At 53.7% G+C, this 17,277-nt stretch carries 17 protein-coding genes; 9 read left to right on the top strand and 8 right to left on the bottom strand.

Annotated elements, in window-relative coordinates; genetic code table 11:
• Positions 1–83 precede the first annotated feature (83 nt).
• The 4 genes from ACT3T6_RS10245 to ACT3T6_RS10230 all read right to left on the bottom strand — a co-directional run bounded on the left by ACT3T6_RS10245 (position 84) and on the right by ACT3T6_RS10230 (position 3,634).
• A complete protein-coding gene (locus tag ACT3T6_RS10245) occupies positions 84–1,070 on the bottom strand; it encodes a metallophosphoesterase (protein WP_193055118.1) in 987 nt (328 codons plus the stop codon).
• 2 nt (positions 1,071–1,072) lie between these two features.
• The gene (locus ACT3T6_RS10240) at positions 1,073–2,005 is read right to left on the bottom strand and encodes an NAD(+) kinase (protein ID WP_172118309.1); all 933 of its coding nucleotides are present in this window, start codon (positions 2,003–2,005) and stop codon (positions 1,073–1,075) included.
• An 85-nt stretch (positions 2,006–2,090) separates the two neighbouring features.
• Positions 2,091–2,960, bottom strand: coding sequence for a carboxylate/amino acid/amine transporter (locus ACT3T6_RS10235; RefSeq protein ID WP_193055119.1), 870 nt, complete (start codon positions 2,958–2,960; stop codon positions 2,091–2,093).
• A gap of 89 nt (positions 2,961–3,049) precedes the next feature.
• Complete coding sequence (locus ACT3T6_RS10230) at positions 3,050–3,634, bottom strand: YqaE/Pmp3 family membrane protein (RefSeq protein WP_193055120.1); 585 nt, start codon at positions 3,632–3,634, stop codon at positions 3,050–3,052.
• Between the two features lie 218 nt (positions 3,635–3,852).
• Here ACT3T6_RS10230 and ACT3T6_RS10225 point away from each other — a divergent pair, with 218 nt between their 5' ends.
• The 5 genes from ACT3T6_RS10225 to putP all read left to right on the top strand — a co-directional run bounded on the left by ACT3T6_RS10225 (position 3,853) and on the right by putP (position 10,867).
• Positions 3,853–4,260, top strand: coding sequence for a CBS domain-containing protein (locus tag ACT3T6_RS10225; RefSeq protein ID WP_172118312.1), 408 nt, complete (start codon positions 3,853–3,855; stop codon positions 4,258–4,260).
• 241 nt (positions 4,261–4,501) lie between these two features.
• A complete protein-coding gene (locus ACT3T6_RS10220; RefSeq protein WP_172118313.1) occupies positions 4,502–4,861 on the top strand; it encodes a hypothetical protein in 360 nt (119 codons plus the stop codon).
• Positions 4,862–4,892: 31 nt separating this feature from the next.
• The gene (locus ACT3T6_RS10215; protein ID WP_193055121.1) at positions 4,893–5,726 is read left to right on the top strand and encodes an AraC family transcriptional regulator; all 834 of its coding nucleotides are present in this window, start codon (positions 4,893–4,895) and stop codon (positions 5,724–5,726) included.
• A 149-nt stretch (positions 5,727–5,875) separates the two neighbouring features.
• Positions 5,876–9,067: a bifunctional proline dehydrogenase/L-glutamate gamma-semialdehyde dehydrogenase PutA gene (putA, locus tag ACT3T6_RS10210; protein ID WP_193055122.1), complete on the top strand. Its 3,192-nt coding sequence runs from the start codon at positions 5,876–5,878 to the stop codon at positions 9,065–9,067.
• Between the two features lie 309 nt (positions 9,068–9,376).
• Positions 9,377–10,867, top strand: coding sequence for a sodium/proline symporter PutP (putP, locus tag ACT3T6_RS10205; protein ID WP_193055123.1), 1,491 nt, complete (start codon positions 9,377–9,379; stop codon positions 10,865–10,867).
• A gap of 168 nt (positions 10,868–11,035) precedes the next feature.
• Here the strand turns inward: putP and ACT3T6_RS10200 are convergent, their stop codons facing one another.
• A complete protein-coding gene (locus ACT3T6_RS10200; RefSeq protein ID WP_172118353.1) occupies positions 11,036–11,368 on the bottom strand; it encodes a YqcC family protein in 333 nt (110 codons plus the stop codon).
• A 286-nt stretch (positions 11,369–11,654) separates the two neighbouring features.
• Here ACT3T6_RS10200 and ACT3T6_RS10195 point away from each other — a divergent pair, with 286 nt between their 5' ends.
• The 4 genes from ACT3T6_RS10195 (at position 11,655) to ACT3T6_RS10180 (ending at position 14,651) form a co-directional block, all read left to right on the top strand.
• A complete protein-coding gene (locus ACT3T6_RS10195) occupies positions 11,655–12,689 on the top strand; it encodes a DUF3549 family protein (RefSeq protein WP_193055124.1) in 1,035 nt (344 codons plus the stop codon).
• 37 nt (positions 12,690–12,726) lie between these two features.
• Positions 12,727–13,167, top strand: a complete 441-nt coding sequence (locus ACT3T6_RS10190) for an ATP-dependent zinc protease family protein (protein ID WP_172118318.1) — start codon at positions 12,727–12,729, stop codon at positions 13,165–13,167.
• 40 nt (positions 13,168–13,207) lie between these two features.
• Positions 13,208–14,116, top strand: coding sequence for a 30S ribosomal protein S6--L-glutamate ligase (gene rimK, locus ACT3T6_RS10185; protein ID WP_087111618.1), 909 nt, complete (start codon positions 13,208–13,210; stop codon positions 14,114–14,116).
• Positions 14,117–14,204: 88 nt separating this feature from the next.
• Positions 14,205–14,651, top strand: a complete 447-nt coding sequence (locus tag ACT3T6_RS10180) for a hypothetical protein (RefSeq protein WP_172118319.1) — start codon at positions 14,205–14,207, stop codon at positions 14,649–14,651.
• Between the two features lie 3 nt (positions 14,652–14,654).
• On the opposite strand, the gene ACT3T6_RS10175 is transcribed toward ACT3T6_RS10180, so the two are convergent.
• From ACT3T6_RS10175 to ACT3T6_RS10165, 3 genes are read right to left on the bottom strand one after another with little or no spacing between them, the layout of a single operon-like run.
• A complete protein-coding gene (locus ACT3T6_RS10175) occupies positions 14,655–15,377 on the bottom strand; it encodes a SanA/YdcF family protein (RefSeq protein WP_193055125.1) in 723 nt (240 codons plus the stop codon).
• Positions 15,378–15,395: 18 nt separating this feature from the next.
• Positions 15,396–15,965: a putative Fe-S cluster assembly protein SufT gene (gene sufT / locus ACT3T6_RS10170; RefSeq protein WP_193055148.1), complete on the bottom strand. Its 570-nt coding sequence runs from the start codon at positions 15,963–15,965 to the stop codon at positions 15,396–15,398.
• Positions 15,966–15,991: 26 nt separating this feature from the next.
• The gene (locus tag ACT3T6_RS10165) at positions 15,992–17,257 is read right to left on the bottom strand and encodes a cysteine desulfurase (RefSeq protein WP_193055126.1); all 1,266 of its coding nucleotides are present in this window, start codon (positions 17,255–17,257) and stop codon (positions 15,992–15,994) included.
• Between the last annotated feature and the right edge of the window lie 20 nt (positions 17,258–17,277).

Genomic DNA, 17,277 nt, shown 5'->3' with positions numbered 1-17,277 from the left:
ACCTACTCTGATGGCCGACCGCACAGTTAGTTCAGCAGTTTTATAAAAAAAATGTAAAGCCTTGTATATTAAGACAACGTAGGTTAATAAAAATCGTTTCCATATAAATTGGCTTGGGAACGCTCTTCTTTAATCACTTCTACCCAAACGAAATTATCTGCATTCAGCGGTGTTTCGCCGTCCCATCGATAGGCGACCAAACGGCCATACTTGACAGCACTATAATCCAAACACGCAATATTGGGAGCAGGTAACGCAGGAATACCTTCACACCAGTAATGGCCGATAAACAGAGGCGGCTGCTCCGGCCCATAGTAACTCAAACGCTGGCGCTCGTTTTCGGTTAATAGGCGTGTTTCCAGGTCGCCAGGCAAGTGATCGGGTTGAAAAACCACATCACCCCAACGAGTTGGATTAGCGGCCCAAAAATGCGCTCGAAAGCTTTGCCGTGTATAGCCATCGCCTGAATGAATCGCGATACCGCCAGGCAAGGGAATGTTGGCCCCACGGGTTAATCGGTCAATGATGCGATAGGCTTGCGTGCCAGGATCAGTAGATTCGATCAAAAATCGCGTATCCATACGGCCATCAGGCAGGCGCTGTTTTAACTGCTCGATCAACCTATCGTCCCAACAGGCATGTACCACGCGAATACCGTCGATTTCTAAAAAAAGCGGCAGTGTTTTAAACCAGGCGAGCGTGTCATCCCACTCATTGGTGTAATCCTGATACTGCGCCAACGTGTCTTCCATGATGCGATTATGGCGCGGCGTATGCTCACGCAGCCAACGCTTATGGCTACCGGGTGGCGCCGGGTGCATATAGGCAAGTGCATTATGTTCGTGATTGCCCATCACAATATAGGCTTCGCCCTCCTCGACCATGCGTCGCGCAACGGTGACGGCGAGGCGAATACGTGGGCCACGGTCAATCAGGTCACCCAAAAAGATAACTTTACGCTGCGGATGGCGATAAACGCCACGCTGTTCGCGGTAACCCAGCATTTCTAACAAGGTGACTAGCGTGGCACCGCAGCCGTGAACATCACCAATCAGGTCGTAGCCTGTCATGCTTAATCCCCTAACCGGTGGCTCCAACCCAATTTACTGCGCAGCACATCATAGAAGTTATGTCCGATAGGGTGCACAAGCTGCACACGTTCGGCTTTGCGCTTTATCACCAGTACATCATCCGGCTTAGCAACCGCCCGGGTTTGTCCATCGCAGCTAATGTGCGGGTAGGTCTGGTTGGTTTCACCAATATGAATTCGAATCTCACTGGCGGCATCAATCACAATCGGTCGGCTGGAAAGCGTATGCGGAAACATGGGCACCAGCGTCACGACATCAAGCTTGGGATGCATGATGGGGCCTCCGCCGGAAAGTGCATACGCGGTAGAGCCGGTAGGCGTTGCGATAATCAAGCCATCGCTGCGCTGGCTGTAAACAAACTGACCATCAATAAACAGTTCAAATTCAATCATGCGGACGGCTTTACCCGGATGCACGACGACTTCATTCAATGCATCACCATTGCCGACCGCAACGCCGTTACGATAAAGCACCGCTTCCAGCAAAAAGCGCTGCTCAATTTCAAATTCGCCCGCCAATACTTCGCCCACTCGGCTTTCCAGCTCGTCAGGCGAGATATCGGTAAGAAACCCTAAGCGGCCACGGTTAACGCCTAACATCAGTGTCCCGCTGCGGCACAATGTGCGGGCGGCGCCTAACAGGCTACCGTCCCCGCCGATCACAATAACAAGGTCGCAAAGCTCGCCCAGCATCCGGCGGCTGGCTTCCGGCTGCCCGTGTTGGGGAAGCGCCGTTGCCGTACGGTCTTCAATCAAAACGCTGTAATCATGCTCGACCAGGTAGCTAATGAGCCGCTGCAACGAGTCGATGACTTTCTCGCTGCCCAAGCGCCCAATTAAGCCAATCGTTTTAAAGGGCCGTGAGCTTCCTTGGCCAGTTAGCGGCGCTGAAGTGGGTGGTGACGTGTTAGGCATGGGCGGCTCTCGCTAGCATCAGCCTGACATTATGGGGATACCGGGAGTATCGGGCAAATACGCCTAACCAAATCAAGAGAAACTCTTAGGCTGCCGCTACCTTACGTCGCTGGAGTAACCAGTGATTCAACCAGAGCGAGGCCGCCATGATCAGTGCGCCCAGCAGTAGTCGAACGATATCGGCCTCACGGCTCCAGATGACAAGATTAACCAATAACCCGGCCGGGATGAGTGCATTATTCATGATCGCCAAAGTACCGGCATCGACGCGGGTAGCACCTTGGTTCCAAGCAAAATACCCCACACCAGAGGCGGCCAGACCAAGCCAGGCAAGCACTCCCCACTGCAGCGGTGTGCTGGGTAACGCCGCACTATTGCCGAACAATAAATAAGCCGGTAGTGCAACGACCATGGCGCCAATGAAAAACCATCCAAAAACGTTATGCCACGCAAGGTCAGCCGGCAAGTCTGCGGCCAAGCGGCGATACCCGACCTGGCCTAGCGCAAAGCAGAGATTGGCCCCCTGGACCACAAAAAAACCGAGCCAGAAGCCACTGTCGATCCCGTCATAACGAATGACAGCAGCCCCCACAACGGCCAATAGTGCGGTAAGTAAGTAGATAGGCGTGAAACGGCCAAACATCAAATCATCCAGTAAAGCGATATACACCGGCGTAAAGATGGTGAAGAGCAGCACTTCTGGCACTGAAAGCAGTAGAAACGACTGATAAAGAAAGGTGTACATCACCCCAAGTTGAATGGCGCCAAGCGCCATCAGCGTAATACGCTGTTTGCCGCGTAGCAGACTGGGGCGCAAAAAGGGTAAAAAAACCAGCATCGCCAGGGTTACCCGCACAAGCACCGCGAAATAACTATCGACCTGCCCCGCTAGATAAACCCCGATTAAAGAAAAGGAAAACGCCCAAAGCGCTGTCACGCTAATTAGATAGCCCACCGTAAACCTCGTTTCTTAGAAATAGTTTACGCAAATTATACGGATTTCTTAGGGCCTGCCAACAGGTAAACCAACAACCAAGAAATAAGTTAACGACGCTGGAGCCACACAAGTGCATAGATAACCCCAGGCAGCCAACCCAGCAGCGTTAACACAATGCCAATAAGCAGGCGCGTGCCTCCCGCGCCGGTGAGCCCCAGTGCTAACGGCGGGAGCAAAACAGCTAGGGCGAGATAGGCTGCCTTGAGTGCGCCTGGCTCGCTATCCGCACGCCTGGCCGAAGGTTGATCAGCACTTGAGTGAGGCTCGCTAAGCGTGATGTCAGGCCTTACAACTTGCGCATCGGGGTTGGCGACATGCGGATGGGGCGCCGACGATGGTTTAGGAGGCGTAAAGTGCTCTACCGCCACGTGCGCCTGCTCGGCAGGCGTTGCCTCAAGTGTCTCTTTTCGATGTGCCTGCTTATCAATTTTTTGCTCTAGCTCGCTGGCATCTTTCGCTAGCTCGTCGTGATAGCGCTCCCAATCCTCCCAATCATGAGGGGTACCCGACTTGGGCCGCTGCTCCCCTGCCCCGCGGGCTCGCTCCCAGGATTTTTCCTCAAGGGTATTGGGGCGGTCAGATTCCCGCTCGACACCGACGCCTTTGCGGTTCAGGTATTCGCGTGCATCCATGTAAAGCTCCTTTGAGTCACGTTCAGCAAAGCGTTGAATAGGCGTGGCGTCCACCTACATCAACTACGCCTAAATCATCTACAGTGAGTAAATACGTTTAAGACGTTACTCACCCTATTATCGAATAACATCATAAACGTTGCACTTAGCCACGATGCCTTCGCCAAATGCTGCACACACAAGTAAGGTAAATGAAAGTGTGCGTAAGGAGTGCCAAGATGAAACACCCAAGCCCGCATATTGTCCGCGATATCATGTCCAAGGATTGTTACCGCGTTTCGCCATCTACCTCAATTACCACGCTGTCACAGGGGCTGGCACTTCATCGCCTGCCTGGTGTGCCGGTAGTCGATATGGCAGATCGATTAATCGGCTATATTTCTGAGAAAGATGTGCTAGGCCGTGTGCTTGACTGCTTATACCATGACCATGAGTCGCCACTGGTGGGTGAGCTGATGCGCGAAGAGGTGCTTACCACCACACCTAACAAAAGCATCACAGACCTTGCCCAGGAAATGCTCGGAGACAAACCCAAGGTTTACCCGGTGGTTGAACAACAGCGACTCGTCGGCATCGTGACCCGGCGCGATATTCTTATGGCCTTGCTAACCATTCGCCGCCATTGATAACGATGTGCGTAGGAAAAAACAGTGGCGCATAAAAAAACCGCTGCCCAAAAGGCAGCGGAAGCAAGGGATCGAGAAACAATAGCTAGGACAACACTATTAGCGACTGCTATCGCTACGTTGTCGTACTACTTCAGACACCTTGCGCCGAAAAAGTTCGCCATCGTTTAAAATTTTTGTCTTTAAGAGGTCGCGCGTATACTTAAGCATTCAATTCATGAAAGAGCACAGGAGTGGATGCATGGCACTGTACCTACTGGTACTCGGCGTCTGCCTGCTGGTGATAGGTGCTGTTTTATTAGCCCTGATGACGGTAGGTACGCCGCGCTACCGTACCGAGCCAAAGGATTTGCTGGCACTGTTTGACAAGGCCCTGGATAGCCAAGTGAGCGAAGCCGAGTGGGATACGATTATCGGCTATCCAATACGTCATAATGACTATCTGGACGGCATTCGACGCAGAGCGTCGCGTTTAATGGAGCTGCATGGGCGACGCTGGCAAATCGCCCAAGGCAAACCGCTATTAAATCAGGAAGGGCAAGCGGAGCTACAAGTATTACGAGATCATCTGGCGGCTCATACCGCCTTGCGTCAAACGTAGATGCGGTTGAAAGCGCCGAGGAGACAACCTGATGCCCAGTACTATTCGCAAAATACCGCTGGCGAGCGCAACCCATCATCACGCACATGACTTTCACCAAATTGTGATTACGTTGTGTGGTTCCTCGGAGTTTGAAATTGAGGGGCTCGGCGGACGTGTAAATGCGTTCTCAGGCTGTATCGTGCCTGCCAATCACGAGCACTACTACTCAGGCCATGGGCATAACCGGCAGTTGATTATTGATCTGCCAGAAAATGCGCCCGCCCTGACAGGTGAACACCGCGAGTTGGTCGCCCTGTTTGATGTCCCACGTTTTTTTGCGTTAGATAACCCTTTACGCCACTACCTGGCGTTTATGGAAAGCGAGCTTGCCCAAGGGTTTGATACCTCTCCTGTCTCGTTTCAGCAAGACCGCTTGGCCGCCACGCTACTGGGCTCGCTCAAAGCGCGCCTTGGGCATACCCCATCGGCTTCTCTGCGCAGAATTGATGTCTCTCTTATCGACCGCTTTATTAACCGCCACTTGGCCGATGAGCTGCGGGTTGCTGACTTGGCCAGGCTTGCCTGCCTCAGTGAAGCCCACTTTTCAGAGTGCTTCCGTAATCAGACAGGACTTTCGCCCTGGCAATACGTTAAGCGCCGACGACTTCACGCGGCTCGGCAGCTGATTTTGCAAAGTCGGTTGCCGTTAACCGACATTGCCATTCAAACAGGATTTTCCAACCAGAGCGCACTCTCTCATGCGTTTCGGCGCAGCTACGGCATATCGCCCCGTGCTCTACGCCAAGAGGCACCGGTTTCGCTAACGACAGCATCCTCCACTATGCTCAAAAAACCACTGGCAGCATCAAGCACACACTACTAAGGTCGCAAAGTAACCCTGCTTGCCGCGAAATTGACACGTTTTACCGAGAAAACGACATACACGGAAACACAGACCACTCTACATTCGAGCGCAGCTTGGGCGAAATGCCCTACCACCTACTCGTTTTATGTAAATTTACGGGGGCCTCAATGCTCAACGCTAAAAACATGCGTGACTCTGCCACTTGGCAAACGGACCTTGATACGCTGATGGCTCAGGTGAGCGACCACTACCTTGTGGACGAAGAAACCTACGTCAGCGAATTAATCACGTGGCTGGATACGGATCGCGACGATTTTTCCCGCATTGAAGCCAATACCGCAGAGCTCATCCACGATGTTCGTGCAATGGACACGGCGGTAGATACCATTGATGAGCTCCTACAGCAGTACAGCCTGGATACCCACGAAGGGCTAATGCTGATGTGTCTGGCTGAAGCGATGCTGCGTATTCCCGACAAAGCCACCGCTGATGCGCTGATTGAAGATAAGCTTGGCCCCGCTGACTGGCAATCTTATGCCGGCAAAAGTGAGTCGTGGATGGTGAACGCCTCCACATGGGGCCTGTTAATGACCGGCCGTGTCCTGAAGCTTGACCACCCTAAAGATGGCCAGCCTGCGACGTTTATTAACCGCATGGTTAATCGTATGGGTGAGCCTGTGATTCGTCGCGCGATGGTTGAAGCGATGAAAATCATGGGCAAGCAGTTCGTATTGGGCCGTGATATTAACGAAGCATTAAAACGCTCCAAGCCGCTATTCAATAAAGGTTACACCTACTCCTACGACATGCTGGGTGAAGCCGCACGCACCCACGATGATGCCAAACGCTACTTTGACGACTACGCCCGCGCCATAGAGCAGGTGGGTAAAACGTCCCAGCACTTAAGTGATAAAACGCCCAAGCCTTCGGTATCGATCAAACTCTCAGCGCTGCATCCCCGCTATGAGTTTGGTCGCCGCGAACAGGTGCTGGCAGAGCTGGTTGATACAGTTATCAAGCTGGTATCCAAAGCTCGCGAGCTGGATGTGGCGGTCACCATTGATGCCGAAGAAGTTGACCGTCTGGAGCTTTCGTTGGAAGTTTTCCGCGACGTTTACTCAAGCGATGCGGTTAAAGGCTGGGGACACTTTGGACTGGTCGTGCAGGCGTACTCCAAGCGCGCCCTGCCGGTCCTGCACTACATTAACCGCTTAGCGGATGAGCAAGGTGATGAAATTCCGCTGCGTTTGGTGAAAGGTGCTTACTGGGATAGCGAAATCAAGGAGTCTCAGCAGTTAGGTGTCGACGGCTATCCCGTCTATACCCGCAAGGCGTGTACGGATGTTGCCTACCTGGCCTGTGCTCAGTTCCTGCTGTCAAACGACACCCTCGGGCGCATTTTCCCCCAGTTTGCGACCCATAACGCGCATACGGTTACGACTATTCTTGAATTAGCCAATCACGATAGTCGTCCGTTTGAGTTCCAGCGTTTGCACGGCATGGGCGAAGCCCTTTATGAAGCCGCCCTGAAGCGCGCTCCCCAAGGTACGTACTGCCGCATCTACGCGCCAGTTGGCGCGCACAAAGACCTGCTCCCCTATCTGGTTCGCCGCTTGCTGGAAAACGGCGCGAATTCGTCGTTTGTTCACCAATTGGTCGACCCCGAAGTACCGGTGGAATGGCTTTGCCAGCACCCCATAGAGGCTCTGCGTAAGCAGTCATCCTTAGCCAATACGCAGATTCCACTACCCAAGGATATTTATGGGCCCAAGCGGCGCAACTCGCGAGGCGTCAACCTGAATATCCGCAGCCACTTCTATCCGTTAATGGATAAGATGGCCGTCTTTATGGATAAGCAGTACCCGGTCAAACCGCTGCTGGCGTTCGATGTGGCGGACGATGCTGCCAATACCCACAACGTGACCTGCCCCTTTGATCGCCGTCAAAGCGTAGGCAGCGTTCAGTGGACAACCAAAGAACAGGCCACCAAGGCGCTTGACGCTGCCTGGAATGCCTTCCCGCGCTGGGAAACCACGCCGGTTACCGAACGTGCTGCCGTGCTGCGCCGTTTGGCTGACCTAATGGAAGAGCACATGCCGGAGCTTATGACCCTTTGCTCACGCGAAGGCGGCAAGCTCTTAACGGACGGTGTGGACGAGATCAAAGAAGCCGTCGATTTCTGCCGCTATTACGCCATGCGCGCGGAAGACTCCTTCGGCGAGCCGATTGAGCTGCCTGGTCCGACCGGTGAATCCAACCAGCTAATCATGGGCGGTAAAGGCGTGTTTGCCGCGATCAGTCCGTGGAACTTCCCGGTGGCGATTTTCTGCGGGCAGATTGTTGCGGCGGCGGTTGCGGGCAATACCGTGCTGGCCAAGCCTGCCGAGCAAACGTCAATTGTCGCCCACCGGGTGATCGAGCTGCTTTATGAAGCGGGCTTGCCACGCGATGTGGTTCAGTTGCTGCCAGGCGATGGCCCGACCGTGGGCAGCGTGCTGACCTCTGACCCACGCATTACTGGCGTGGTATTTACCGGCGGCACCGACACGGCGCAGATCATCAACCGTGCCTTGGCTGCGCGTGAAAATGCGCCGCTGCCCACGCTGATTGCTGAAACCGGCGGCATGAACGCCATGATCGTCGACTCTACCGCGCTTCCCGAGCAGGTCGTGGTGGATGTTATCCAGTCTGCGTTCCAAAGCGCTGGTCAACGCTGCTCGGCATTGCGAGTTCTTTACCTGCAAGACGACGTTGCCGACCGCGTCATCACGATTTTAAAAGGCGCAATGAACGAGCTGCGTATCGGTGATCCGCGCGATTTGGGTACTGATGTTGGCCCGGTGATCGACGAGGAGGCGCGCAAGGGCCTGCTTGAGCATATCGAAAAACTTAAAGGGGAAGATCGCCTGGTCGCCGAAACGCCCATGTCAGCCGAGCACACCGAAAACGGTACCTTCGTGGCCCCCGTGGCCTTTACTATCGACAGTATCAATGCGTTAACCCGCGAACAATTCGGCCCTGTACTGCACATTGTGCGCTATAAGGCCAGCGAGCTTGACCAGGTGATCAGCGATATCAATAGCCGGGGTTACGGGCTAACGTTTGGTGTCCATAGCCGTAATGAATCCTTTGCTGCGGGCATTGCACAGAAAATTCGTGCGGGCAATGTGTACATTAATCGTAATATCATTGGGGCCGTAGTAGGCGTTCAACCCTTTGGTGGACAAGGGCTTTCAGGTACAGGCCCTAAAGCAGGCGGGCCGAATTACCTGCAGCGTTTTATCACTGAAAAGACGATTACTAACAATACGGCCGCTTTAGGCGGGAATGCGTCCTTGCTGGCGCTAGGCGATGAGTAAATAGCTCATCTAAATGGAAAACCTGAACTCCTCAAAAAGGATCTCTCATGGTTGAAAATAAAAGCGTAACGGCCTTTACATGCCCCCTCCACAGAAGGGGGGCATTAGGCACAGGGAATATGGCAAATAAACGCTTGAAGCCTCTTTTTGACGGTACCTTCGCCAAATGTTTGCAGGTCACAGCGTGAACAAGAGGCTGGGTTAACAAGAAATAGGGTTAACAACAATAAGTCTGTGCTATTACCAAGCATGGCTCGGTAAGCGCACTCACCGGTCGGTGCTATCCGACTTGATAAACGGGAGAATTTCATGGCTATTGGCGTTTGGATCAGCCTTTTTGCTTACTTTGCGCTGATGATCGGCATCGGGCTTTATGCGATGCGCACATCGACATCCACCTCTGAAGATTACGTGCTAGGCGGTCGTACCTTAAGTCCTAAAGTAGCCGCTCTTTCAGCGGGTGCCTCAGACATGAGTGGCTGGCTGCTGCTGGGTTTACCTGGCGCGATGTTTGTATCGGGCCTGGGCTCTGCCTGGATCGGCATCGGCCTGTTCGTCGGGGCCTTCTTCAACTGGCTTCTGGTTGCACCCCGCCTGCGTGAACAGACCGTTCACTATGGCAATGCAATCACCATCCCGGCCTTTTTGGCTAACCGATTCCCGACCCGGGCAATGTCACTGAAAACGGTCTCGGCGATTGTCATCGTCATCTTTTTCGCGGTCTACACCGCGTCAGGTCTGGTGGCTGGCGGTAAGCTGTTTGAAAGTGCATTTTCTGGCTTGGTGAATGTTGGTGGCCTAAGCGATTATGCAACCGGCATCATCATCACGCTGGGCGTGGTACTTGTCTATACCGTGGTGGGCGGCTTTTTGGCCGTGAGCCTGACGGACTTTGTACAAGGCTGCATTATGATGCTGGCGCTAATTATCATGCCTGCAGTGGTGCTGTTCGGCGAAGGCGGTGGGGGCTTCAGCCAAGCAACCCAGACCCTTAATGAAGTCGATCCAACGCTACTGTCGTGGACAGAGGGCTTGACCTTTATTGGCTGGCTCTCGGCGGTGACCTGGGGGCTGGGTTATTTCGGTCAGCCGCATATTATCGTGCGCTTTATGGCTATCCGGCATCTGAAAGATGTGCCTACCGCCCGTAATATTGGTATGGGTTGGATGGCTATTTCCCTGATTGGCGCCATCTCGCTCGGTATTTTTGGCCGGGCTTACGCTATTCGTAATGGCCTGGAAATTCAGGATCCCGAAACTATCTTTATTATCCTGGCAGAGCTTTTATTCCATCCGCTGGTGACCGGCTTCCTTTTTGCAGCCCTTCTAGCGGCAGTGATGAGTACCATTTCCAGCCAGCTTCTGGTGGCATCTTCATCACTGACAGAGGATATCTACCGCCTGTTCCTGAACAAACAAGCCTCGGAAAAGCAGACCGTTACCGTTGGCCGGATTTGTGTCGTGCTGGTAGGCCTGATAGCCGCCATTATCGCCTCTGATCCAGAGTCACAGGTACTCGGCCTGGTGAGTAACGCGTGGGCAGGTTTTGGTGCCGCTTTCGGTCCGTTAATCATTCTGTCACTCATGTGGCCACGCACCAACGGCGCGGGTGCCATTGCAGGCATGGTGGTAGGTGCTCTCACCGTTATTATCTGGATCGCCCTGGGTTGGAACGGCGAGTTTATGGGTGGCCCCGGCATCTATGAAATCATTCCTGGCTTCATCGCTTCTTTCATCGCCATTATGGTGGTAAGCAGCATGACCGCTGATGCCGGTGAATATCAGCGTATTGAGTCCTAACCGCAGTAGATCAATAGAGCGTTACCAAGGCCACCGCGAGGTGGCCTTTTCGTATTGCACAACGGTGCTAACAAACGCGCAACTAACCGGTCACCACCGTCGGTCATCGCTTTTGGATGCGTCACCAAAGGATTCTGACGCAACACATACAAGGCGCCGTACTATCGATTAATTCTCGGTAACCAGCTGGTCGACTTTCTCAAAAGCACGCACGACCAGCCATTGGTCGCTGGGGCGTACTTTTTCCTGAATAAGATAGGCGGCCATTGCCGGGGCTACCTCGCATTTCGCAGGCATTGGCGCTTTCGCTTCGGCGAGCGCATTCAGCCGTGCCACGAATACAAAACGCACCCATTGGGGCAGCGACATCGTATCAATACAGAAGGGTTCCTGGCTTGCGAACGCCGTTACATCCGGCGTGGGGACGCGCCATAAATTGGCGGCCTTCATGGCGGCTTCAAGCTCAAGAAGCGCGGTTTGAAGCTGTTGATGGACGCTCATATACACCTTGGTCAAATCAGTTTGGTTAATGCCCATTATCCCAACTCTGCCCACGAGTTACCACTTTATCCCCCGCCAACTCAGGTTATTCACCGATTCACAGAAAACCTGCAAGAGGCTGTGGATAAACTATGGAAAGGTCTCGCTAACGCTACTCTCAAGAGGCTTACGGGAAGTTGTTCATTTTTTGATCATCCGTATAAAAAAGCACCAATTTATCGACCGTTACGGCTGACACTGTGCAGCGGTCAAGGTAGAGTGCAGGCTTGCAAAGCGGAAGGACATCATGCAACCGATTCAGACCATTGATGATTTTTTTACACGTAGTGGCGCCGAGGTTTCGCTCTATTATATGGGCCGACGCGTGAGTGCCTGCTCGCGTGACACACTGAGTCGCTTTGAGCGTGGCCAATGTGCCTGGCCCGAGCCCTGGCAAGGTCAGGCACGCTTCGCGGCCATATTTCGGCTAGGCGACATGCCCGAACCGGCGATATGGTTTTTAGCGCTTCCTCTTGACGAGCAGGGGCTGCTCTCCCCTGCTCAGCGCGATGGATTTTTAAATCGCCTGATGGAAACCCTGGGGAAAAATGTTGCATACGTAGGCCAAAACGCTAAAGACGTGGATCATTTAATGACGGATAATCCGCTCGCCTTTACGCCTAACGTAACCTTCCAGGCAGTGCTCAACGCCTTAGCAACGCAAGAGCGTGGACTGCCCGCCAGCCAACATTTCGAGCCTGTTGAAGCCTACCTGACCGGCCAGCAAACCATTGATTGGCAAGCACTGGGGCTTCAAGGAATCGCCGATTTCACGGCACGCATGGATGATTCCCAGGCCAACACCCTGGCCCCCCGGCTCGCCACCCTACCCACTAGCGTTGTGCACTCACTCTGCTACTGTTTAGAGCATCAGCCTCTAGCGGCGTCGGTCGTATTGGCGCTGCGTGAGATAGGTGAAAAAGCGGCGAGTGAAGGCGATGTTGAAACGCTCTGCGCCTGTATTCGTGCGGTGGGTAGCACGTGCCAACCAAGCGTAGGCGACTGGTATACAAGCTTGCTGGAAGACGCTCATGCGTGTGGACCCGATGTACTGGCTGCGATGGCTGGCCGCGGTTGGCTCTTACTGGAAGACGCGCATCGTTTACCGCTTTTCCTGAGCCGCTTGGCGGAGGATGAACGGACCAACTTTTCTGCGGTCGTGCGCGACCTTGCTTTAATACCGCGTTTACGGCTACCAATAATGGTAGCGTTACGAGATGCCCCTAACGGCTCGGCCATACAGCGTCGTATGGCGGCCATGACATCAGCGGCTAGCCGTTAAATGGGCAGCGCTATTAACAAATTTCAAGGAGTCAGCCGTGAAGGAACTACCCTACCAGGCTAAAGCGGTTATTGGCCGCCGCGAGATGGTGACGTTGCCTGAGCTGGGGCTTCACCTATGCTGTAAGGCAGATACCGGGGCACGTACATCAGCACTACATGCCGAGGAAATTGAAACACATGAAGATGAGCATGGGCAGCTATGGATTAGCTTTATCACCCATAGCGGTGGGCCAGAAACGCCCGCTCATCGCCTAAAAATGCATCTGCATGATAGACGCCGGGTGATCAGCTCAAATGGGCATAGCGAATGGCGATATGTTGTTCGTACGATGATGGAAATGGGCCAGATGAGCTTTCCTGTTGAATTGACATTGACAGATCGCAGCAATATGCGTCACGCCATGCTATTAGGGCGCCGCGCCATGCGCCGCCTGCTAGTGGCCCCGGGCGCTGCATTTTTACATGGCGAGCCTTAAATTAATGACGATTAGCCCTTTATTTGGCCCGGAGTCCTGAATGCATATCGCACTACTGTCACGTAATCGCAATTTGTACTCGACACGTCGCCTCATCGAGGCTGCTGAGCAGCGTGGGCACTCGGCCCGTGTTGTTGATACGTTGCGCTGCTACATGAGTATTGCATCTCACCACCCTTCTATTCACTACAAGGGGCAGGAAATTGAGCCGTTCGATGCTGTCATTCCGCGCATTGGCGCCTCAGTAACGTTCTATGGCTGTGCGGTACTGCGTCAGTTTGAAATGATGGGCACCTACGTTATTAATGACTCCGTTGCCATTACTCGTTCCCGTGACAAGCTGCGCTCGCTCCAGTTGCTTTCGCGCAAGGGACTTGGGCTGCCGATTACCGGCTTTGCCCATTCGCCGGATGATATTCCGGACCTGATTACCATGGTTAAAGGCGCCCCACTGGTCATCAAACTGCTGGAAGGCACGCAAGGCATCGGCGTTGTATTGGCGGAAACCAACCAGGCCGCTGAATCGGTGATTCAAGCGTTCATGGGCATGAAGGCCAACATCATGGTTCAGGAGTACATCAAGGAAGCTCGCGGCGCGGATATACGCTGCTTTGTTATTGGTGATAAAGTCGTCGCTTCCATGAAGCGCCAGGCAGCAGAAGGCGAGTTCCGTTCTAATTTACACCGGGGCGGCACGGCCAGTGTTATTCGGATTACGCCGGAAGAGCGCTCAACGGCCATTCGGGCAGCCAAAGCCATGGGCCTACGCGTTGCGGGGGTCGATCTTTTACGCTCTAACCACGGGCCAGTCATTATGGAAGTCAATTCCTCACCAGGCCTTCAGGGTATCGAGAACTCAACCGGTAAGGATATTGCAGGCTTGATCATTGAACATATTGAAAAAAATGCCTCTCCAAATCGTAAAGCGCCGCCCAAGCCTAAAGGTTAAGGGAAAAAACCAAAAATAATCCGTATGAGGGGTGGCAAATATTTGCTGCCCCCCCCACAATCTGCGTCACCGAAGGAGGTAGACGCTCATGTTTCTCGACAATCGCCAAGTGGCGATGGACAGCGTGTTAGAAGCGCTGGCCGACAGCATTGATTATTTCCAGGACAATATCGAACGCCTGCGCCCCTCGCTGCGTGATGCGCTGAAGCCGCACTATACAGCGCGCTTAAAGCAGATGCGCTCTCTCCAGGAACTTGCACGGGCACATTTAAAGATGCTGCCGCGAGATGCTGACGTTGAACGCGATGATTTTTTATGGCTATGGAGCCGTCTAAAAAGCTTTGTGGGCAACGATAGCCAGGTATTAATCAACGAGCTGTTAGAGCAAGAGCGAGTTTTGATGCAGGCACTATCTACCCTGTTTACCCATCCCCTACCCGACCCCATTGAGCCGGTGGTGGATGAGTGCATGCAGGGGTGCCGTAAGCTTATTCGCGAGCTTTATACGCTGCAAAAACGTAAAGCAAAGCGCTAAGCTCTATAAAACTTGTTCTGGTTCCAGCCTATCAAGCGTCGGCGCAGTGAATGGCACGACGTTTTGAAGCTCAATGGGTTCGGGTGGGCCCAGAAAGTAAGGCTGCCGATTCCATATATAGATATCGCCCAGCGTCGCAACTCGCGCCAACCATTCGCGCGCTCTCAAACGCCACTCATCGGCTGCAGGGTTCTCTTCTGCAACGCATCCCGTTACATCCAACCCAAGTGCGCGACCAATAAATATCGCGCGCGGCAAATGCCAGCTTTGGGTCACCAAAAGCGCCTGTTCAAGCTGAAAAACGTCGCGGGCTCGCGCCAGCGTATCGTAGGTACTAAACCCCGCAAAATCCATGGTGAGCTGCTCGGCAGGTACGCCTCGTCGATGCAAATCACGCCACATGGCACGCGGCTCGTTATACGCTTGGGTACGATTATCCCCCGACAGCAACAAATGAGACACGCGCTGCTCATTGGCAAGCAGGGCTGACGTACGCATGCGGGCATGAAAATGCGGGTTACGTAGACCACTGCGAGTCCAGTGGGAGGTGCCAAATACAATCCCTACATCCGCAGGGCGACACTCAAGCACTTGGCTTTCGATGTAGCGTGCCGTGCTACCTACTACCCATAAATTACCGCCTACAAATAGCAATGCCGCCAGCAGCAATAACGCTCCTAGCGACATTAGCAGGCGTTTGATCCACCTTAGCAAGACGCTGTGCATCCGGCGATCCTGAGGCGCTTAGAACATGCCAAGCTCAAGTTTCGCCTCGTCGCTCATCATGTCACGGTTCCAGGAGGGGCTGAACACAATCTCGGTATGGACCTTGCTAATCTGGGGCGCTCCGAGAATTTTATTACGTGCATCTGCCGCAATGACATCCCCCATCCCACAGCCAGGAGCTGTCAGCGTCATGCGGATCGTCACGACCTGTTCGCCCGTAATCAGCCGCTCAATACGGCACCCATACACCAGCCCGAGATCCACGATATTAACCGGGATTTCCGGATCAAAGCAGGTCCGTAGCTGGTCCCATACAAACTGCTCTACTTCTTCCTCGCTGGCATTTTCGTGCAGGGTCGGGCGCGGTAACGCCTCAAGCCCCAAGGCATCTAAATTGCGCCCCTCTATGAGATAGAGGCGCCCTTCAAAGCCAACACTGACCGAGCTGCCCTTGGCTTGCATCACGCTAACAACGCTATCTTCCGCCAGGATATCCGTTTTCCCAAAAGGAATCGCAATAGCTTCCACGTCACGCTGAAGTGGCAATTTCTGGCCCCGCTCAAGGCTCGCGATTTGCTCGATGTCCATAGCTTTCTCGTTACTCATAGATTGCCTTAACGCACCATACCAATAACGCGATTGAGAGCGGCAATAAACACCTCCACTTCTTCGAGGGTATTATACGCCGCAAACGATGCTCGGCACGTAGCATCCACGCCAAAGTGTTGAAGCAGCGGCTGCGCACAGTGATTACCGGTACGTATGGCGACGCCTAACTGATCGATCAACAGACCAATATCCTGGGAGTGTGCACCGTCAACAACAAACGATAGCACCCCGGCTTTGTGCGGCGCGGTTCCCACAATCCGCAATCCATCAATGCGCTTTACGCCTTGAGTGGCATGTTCAAGCAACACCCCTTCCCACTCTCCAATCGCCGCGACGCCAACACCTTCGACCCACTCAAGTGCGCGGCCCAAGGCAATGACTTCAGCAATGGCGGGTGTGCCCGCCTCAAACTTATGCGGAATATCCGCAAAGGTAGTGCCAGCGTCAAAGGAGACCGTCTTGATCATCTCGCCACCGCCTTGCCAGGGCGGCATGGATTCAAGCAGTGCCTGCTTACCGTAAAGCACGCCGACACCTGTTGGCCCGTAAACCTTGTGGCCAGAGAAGGCGTAAAAATCGGCATCAATCGCTTGTACATCCACTTCCTGATGAGGTACCGCCTGCGCGCCATCAATCAGAATGACCGCACCATGCTGGTGGGCAAGTGCCGCCATCTCTTTTACCGGATTAATGGTTCCCAGTGCGTTAGACACATGGTTCACGGCGACCAATTTAGTGCGCTCGCTTAACAGCGCACGGTAAGCCGCCATATCCAGTGCCCCCGTTTCATCCACCGGAATCACTTTAATGGTAAAACCACGCTCAGCCGCCAACAGCTGCCACGGTACAATATTGGAGTGATGCTCAAGCAGTGAGATCAATACTTCATCACCTGCTGCCAGGTGGGTACGACCCCATGATTGAGCCACCAGATTAATGGCTTCCGACGTGCCACGCGTGAAGATAATCTGGCGCGCCTCTTCAGCATTGAGAAACGCTTTAACACGCTGGCGTGTGTTTTCATACGCCACAGTCGCCTCATCGGCCAGCGTATGCAGGCCACGGTGAATATTCGCGTTATAGCGCGAGTAGTAATCGCTAAACACGTCTATTACCTGCTGAGGCGTCTGGCTGGTAGCAGCGTTATCCAAATAGACCAGCGGCTTACCATGCACTTCCCGACGAAGGATCGGGAAGTCATTGCGTAGTGCCAGAACGTCAAAAGGTGCCTGGCCATTCGCTGTCGCTTTCTCAAGTACCGTAGACGACATTCATCACTCCTTAGTAGGCC

The organism is Halomonas sp. 72, assembly GCF_052379785.1.
GTDB lineage: Bacteria > Pseudomonadota > Gammaproteobacteria > Pseudomonadales > Halomonadaceae > Vreelandella > Vreelandella citrativorans.
This window is presented reverse-complemented; position numbering and strand designations above follow the sequence as displayed.